Source organism: Xenorhabdus khoisanae, assembly GCF_001037465.1.
Taxonomy (GTDB): Bacteria; Pseudomonadota; Gammaproteobacteria; order Enterobacterales; family Enterobacteriaceae; genus Xenorhabdus; species Xenorhabdus khoisanae.
The window spans coordinates 1-3,795 of record NZ_LFCV01000024.1 but is presented as its reverse complement, the minus strand read 5'-3'; the positions used below and the strand labels follow the sequence as shown (position 1 = coordinate 3,795).

At 38.3% G+C, this 3,795-nt stretch carries 5 protein-coding genes and 2 pseudogenes; 1 reads left to right on the top strand and 6 read right to left on the bottom strand.

Features of this window, described 5'->3' with window-relative positions; translation table 11 throughout:
* From AB204_RS22235 to AB204_RS04230, 3 genes are all read right to left on the bottom strand, one after another.
* On the bottom strand, positions 1-206 hold a 206-nt coding region (locus tag AB204_RS22235; RefSeq protein WP_152671493.1), incomplete at its 3' end, for an NADAR family protein.
* Between the two features lie 212 nt (positions 207-418).
* Complete coding sequence (locus tag AB204_RS04235; protein ID WP_047962141.1) at positions 419-868, bottom strand: DUF2335 domain-containing protein; 450 nt, start codon at positions 866-868, stop codon at positions 419-421.
* A gap of 85 nt (positions 869-953) precedes the next feature.
* Positions 954-1,175 carry a Cro/CI family transcriptional regulator gene (locus AB204_RS04230; protein ID WP_047962140.1) on the bottom strand — a complete coding sequence of 74 codons (222 nt, stop codon included), beginning with the start codon at positions 1,173-1,175 and terminating at the stop codon, positions 954-956.
* A gap of 100 nt (positions 1,176-1,275) precedes the next feature.
* Between AB204_RS04230 and AB204_RS04225 the strand changes: the two genes are divergently transcribed.
* The gene (locus AB204_RS04225; protein WP_047962139.1) at positions 1,276-1,989 is read left to right on the top strand and encodes a LexA family protein; all 714 of its coding nucleotides are present in this window, start codon (positions 1,276-1,278) and stop codon (positions 1,987-1,989) included.
* A 192-nt stretch (positions 1,990-2,181) separates the two neighbouring features.
* On the opposite strand, the pseudogene AB204_RS04220 reads toward AB204_RS04225, so the two are convergent.
* The 3 genes and pseudogenes from AB204_RS04220 to AB204_RS23375 form a co-directional block, all read right to left on the bottom strand.
* Positions 2,182-2,364: pseudogene (locus tag AB204_RS04220) on the bottom strand (helix-turn-helix domain-containing protein); the annotation flags it as partial.
* Between the two features lie 63 nt (positions 2,365-2,427).
* Positions 2,428-2,769: a Cif family virulence factor gene (locus AB204_RS23005; RefSeq protein ID WP_053067831.1), complete on the bottom strand. Its 342-nt coding sequence runs from the start codon at positions 2,767-2,769 to the stop codon at positions 2,428-2,430.
* A 212-nt stretch (positions 2,770-2,981) separates the two neighbouring features.
* Positions 2,982-3,125, bottom strand: a pseudogene (locus tag AB204_RS23375) (ISAs1 family transposase); the annotation flags it as partial.
* Between the last annotated feature and the right edge of the window lie 670 nt (positions 3,126-3,795).

Here is a 3,795-nt window from a genome sequence, read left to right as displayed (position 1 = left end):
TCATTAAACAAGCGAGCTTTCCCCGCCATCATATAGTGCTCCGCACTTGCATATTTTACATCATTAACAGTAAATTGAACTGGATACCACTGGCTTAAACAAGACTTGGTTATGTGGTTGGTATGATTGGCTTTATGCCCCCAGAAAAAAAGATATTTCAGCTTTTTTCCTGATTGGTATAAATCACATAGTGTTTTAATATCCATATTAACTCTCTATAAAACGCTAATTTAGCTTAAATGCATAAATACGCTCCTATCATACAATTTTTTTTATATTTGTCGATGAATATCCCAGCAGTTTTATTGATATAGAATAAGAACCTCAAATATAAGTTTGAATAAAAGTAACAAACATAAAAAATGGCAAATAAAAATAATTACATGTTCTCTGAATAACTTATCATATTATCTTGAAATCATTTAATATTTGCTCTTCGCCCAATAACAAAAACGGCAACCAATCCCACCAAATCGACAGTGATTAAAGTGCCAGCAAATAACATTTCTCCTTTCAATGCAAAAACAGTAGCAATAATTAAGATGAACATGGTGATAAAAAAGCCCATCCATTGCCCTCTTCTGTCCCGGCTTATCAGGCCATCAACTGCTTTTTTCTGTTTCTCATGGCGAAAAGCCTGCTCTTTTTCCCTGAAAGAAAATATTCTTTCTGCACAACCAGGTAGAATTTCCTCATAGTTTTTTAATGCATCAGGGGATGGGAAGGATGAACAGCAAGAAACCACCTGATTCTCGATTAAATCTACACTGGCCGAGTCAAGATTTAAAGTATCGCGATAATCGTTTGCGGGCATGATATCAAGAATACTCCCTATCACTCTGAAATAATGACGAATGTTAGAATTCATGTTCTCTCCTGAGCAATATACACAAAAAACATCTTAATAAAATCAGCGAAATAACTAAGTCCAACCTATAATTTAGTTGAATTAATTATACTTTTGATATTTTTTTCCCCCGTAGTACCGCCTGCTTTTGACTCGGAAATGGGCGGCATTCTTCCGCTTTATAGGTTCCATCTTCTTGACGAATCAAAAATATTTTACGCCCAGATCGCAATGCTTTACTGATCGCAGTTTGATGAACACCAACCAAAAGTGCTGTTTTGGCTTGGCCATTTAATTTTACATATTCTGATAATGGAATTTTTTCCATGCCGTTCCTCCTGTCTATCTCAAAATAATATCTAAAGTACTAAATATTTCAATACTTTTAGTATTTATCATTTTAATAGCATTGGTATTAAAATGAGCGCATGAAAAAGAAACTCACAGCAGAACAGCTTGCAGATGCCGCACGCTTAAAAGCACTCTTTGAGTCTAAGAAAAAACAACTTGGCATCTCTCAAGAAATACTTGCAGAAGAAATTGGCAAGACTCAAAGTGCGATTTCACACTATCTCAATGGCATCAATGCCCTTAATTTGGAGATGGCAGCCTATTTTGCCCAAAAATTGGACGTCAAAATTGCAGATTTCAGCCCATCGCTGGATAAACAGGCAAGGAAACTCGTAGCCGTTCTTTATGGAGATAATGCTGCGTTTTCAGCTCATCCAAATCCTCAAAAACAATATCCACTACTCGAATGGGTAAATGTAGATCATTGGTGCGAAGAGCCAGCGCCTAAATATCATACAAATGATATCGAAAAGAGATATGAAACTTCTGTCGAATGTTCACAACGTGCTTTTTGGTTGGAAGTCAAAGGAGATTCGATGGTGTCGCCGAATGGATTAAGCGTACCACAAGGCATGATCATTTTAGTTGACCCGGAAGTGAAACCTACAACCAATAACCTGGTCGTAGCAAAACTTGATGGTGAAAAAGAACCCACTTTCAAGCAATTGATCACTGAAGGGTATGATACCTTTTTAAAACCATTGAACGCCCAATATAATATGATTCCCCTCAATAACCATGTTCATATTATCGGGGTGGTTGTAGAAGCAAAGATTGGGAAACTACCTTGAGTAATAATATAGAACTATTGTTCCAATTATATCGGCCACTTTTTTGTTTACTGATTTGTTGATTATTCTCACTCCCCTAAAAATATAGTGAATTATATTTCTGGGGGAATTGATTAACTTACTTCCTCCATTAACTTCAAATTTAGACTTACTGATTTAATCTAAGTCAGAACCTATATTAAATTGTTCCATGATATTCAACGCTACACACAATACCCAGAGTGTTTCCAGATTGTGATTCCCGTTACCAGCCTCCAATTGTGACAGCGTGGATTTTGCAATACTGGCGCGTCGTGTAATTTCCGCCAGTGAAAAACCTGTACGTGCCCGCTCACGGACTAAACTTTTTGCAATTACGCTGATTGGTTCTGTCATGCTATTATTCCAGCGTTCCGGCCCATCATTAGCCAAGGAGCAGTCGAAAAAAAGACGAAGAAGCTACCTCTCCCTGCGCTCTGGCAGAGCGTGTACAGCCAAAAATTCAGGCGTTTTACAGAAAACCTGATCATCCACTTCTAAGACATAACACAGCGAAGTTACACCTGCTTTATCAGCCACTCCTTTTAACCATTCGCGTTGTTTACGTGTAATAGATAGAAATGCTTTATGTAGGGCTGGCTTACCAAATACATTGGGACCATCTCGAACAACTAACGAACTATTTTCCGTATAGAAGTCCATTAGAAAATCAAAATCTTCCTCAGTAATAGCTTTGTCAGCCTTCGCTATCAAACTCGTTAATGTTTCAGTGTACTGTTTACATTCTTTCTCTGAATACATATTTACTCCTTAGAGGAAAGCCAGTTAAGGCGTAATAAAAAACCCGCTTAACTGGCGGGTTTATCTGGCACTACATATTCCCACCAACTATGTGATGGTAATAATAATTGAGTATGCAGTACGTAATATCATAGGTTCACCTAAAATAGTAAGGATTTACACATTATCAGGATATTTAAAAGTAATCAAAACCATTCTAACAGGGCAAACGGGTCTATCGTGATGGTAGAACCTTCAATATCCAGCAAGGCCAGCAGCTTGGGGATCGCGGTGATTTCATTCGATTTATCCGAGACTTTCGCCTGACCAAAGCAGAGTTGATTCGCGACTGACCAGGCGCTGACCAGATGGAGAGCAGGGTAGTTAAGCTAGTATGTGAAAGGTGATTTTCTGGTTCCTCGATCATTACAAAATTAGCTTTCCCTGAGTGTCGATTCATAGCAAGAGAAATTTTGATTGCAGCCTGCTGCCCCAAGCCTGACATTGAGAAGGGTATATTATTAACATGGGGTGTAATAGCTCCTCCCATGCTGTTCGTGAGCTCTGATCCATTGCTAATTCGATCGATTGATTAGAAAGAGAGGCATGTAATCCGCTAATTCTTTTATTCACTTCTGTTAATGCATTCTCAGACATATAAGCTTTTGCTTTTCGATATTGTAGTGAAATTTCAGCTCGTTCAGTTGGTGCCAAATGATCATTCATTATCTGGCGTAAGTGAAAATCCATACCAGATGAAACTCGAACAGTACGGGAATCAATTACTGCTGTTACCAATTGCTTAGGTCTAGCTGTAAGTTTATCATCAGCGAATGTACGCCATTCTACCTTGTAGTACTCAACCGGAAGTAATGGTGAAGGTTCTTTTAACTATTCATCTAATTCGTCTACATATTCAGGATTAGGTATGATACTGAAAACAACACCTGGACAAGCTGTAGTTGGTACATCACTGTTAATTGCACCATATATGGACGCTCCCGGCTGTGCAAGCATTGAATAGAACGGTTTGCGACCATATATCCG

Excerpts from the sequence above, each read along its gene's own strand:
- AB204_RS04225 (WP_047962139.1), top strand. The coding sequence starts at position 1,276 with ATGAAAAAGAAACTCACAGCAGAACAGCTTGCAGATGCCGCACGCTTA.
- AB204_RS04235 (WP_047962141.1), bottom strand. The coding sequence starts at position 868 with ATGAATTCTAACATTCGTCATTATTTCAGAGTGATAGGGAGTATTCTT.
- AB204_RS23005 (WP_053067831.1), bottom strand. The coding sequence starts at position 2,769 with ATGTATTCAGAGAAAGAATGTAAACAGTACACTGAAACATTAACGAGT.
- AB204_RS04230 (WP_047962140.1), bottom strand. The coding sequence starts at position 1,175 with ATGGAAAAAATTCCATTATCAGAATATGTAAAATTAAATGGCCAAGCC.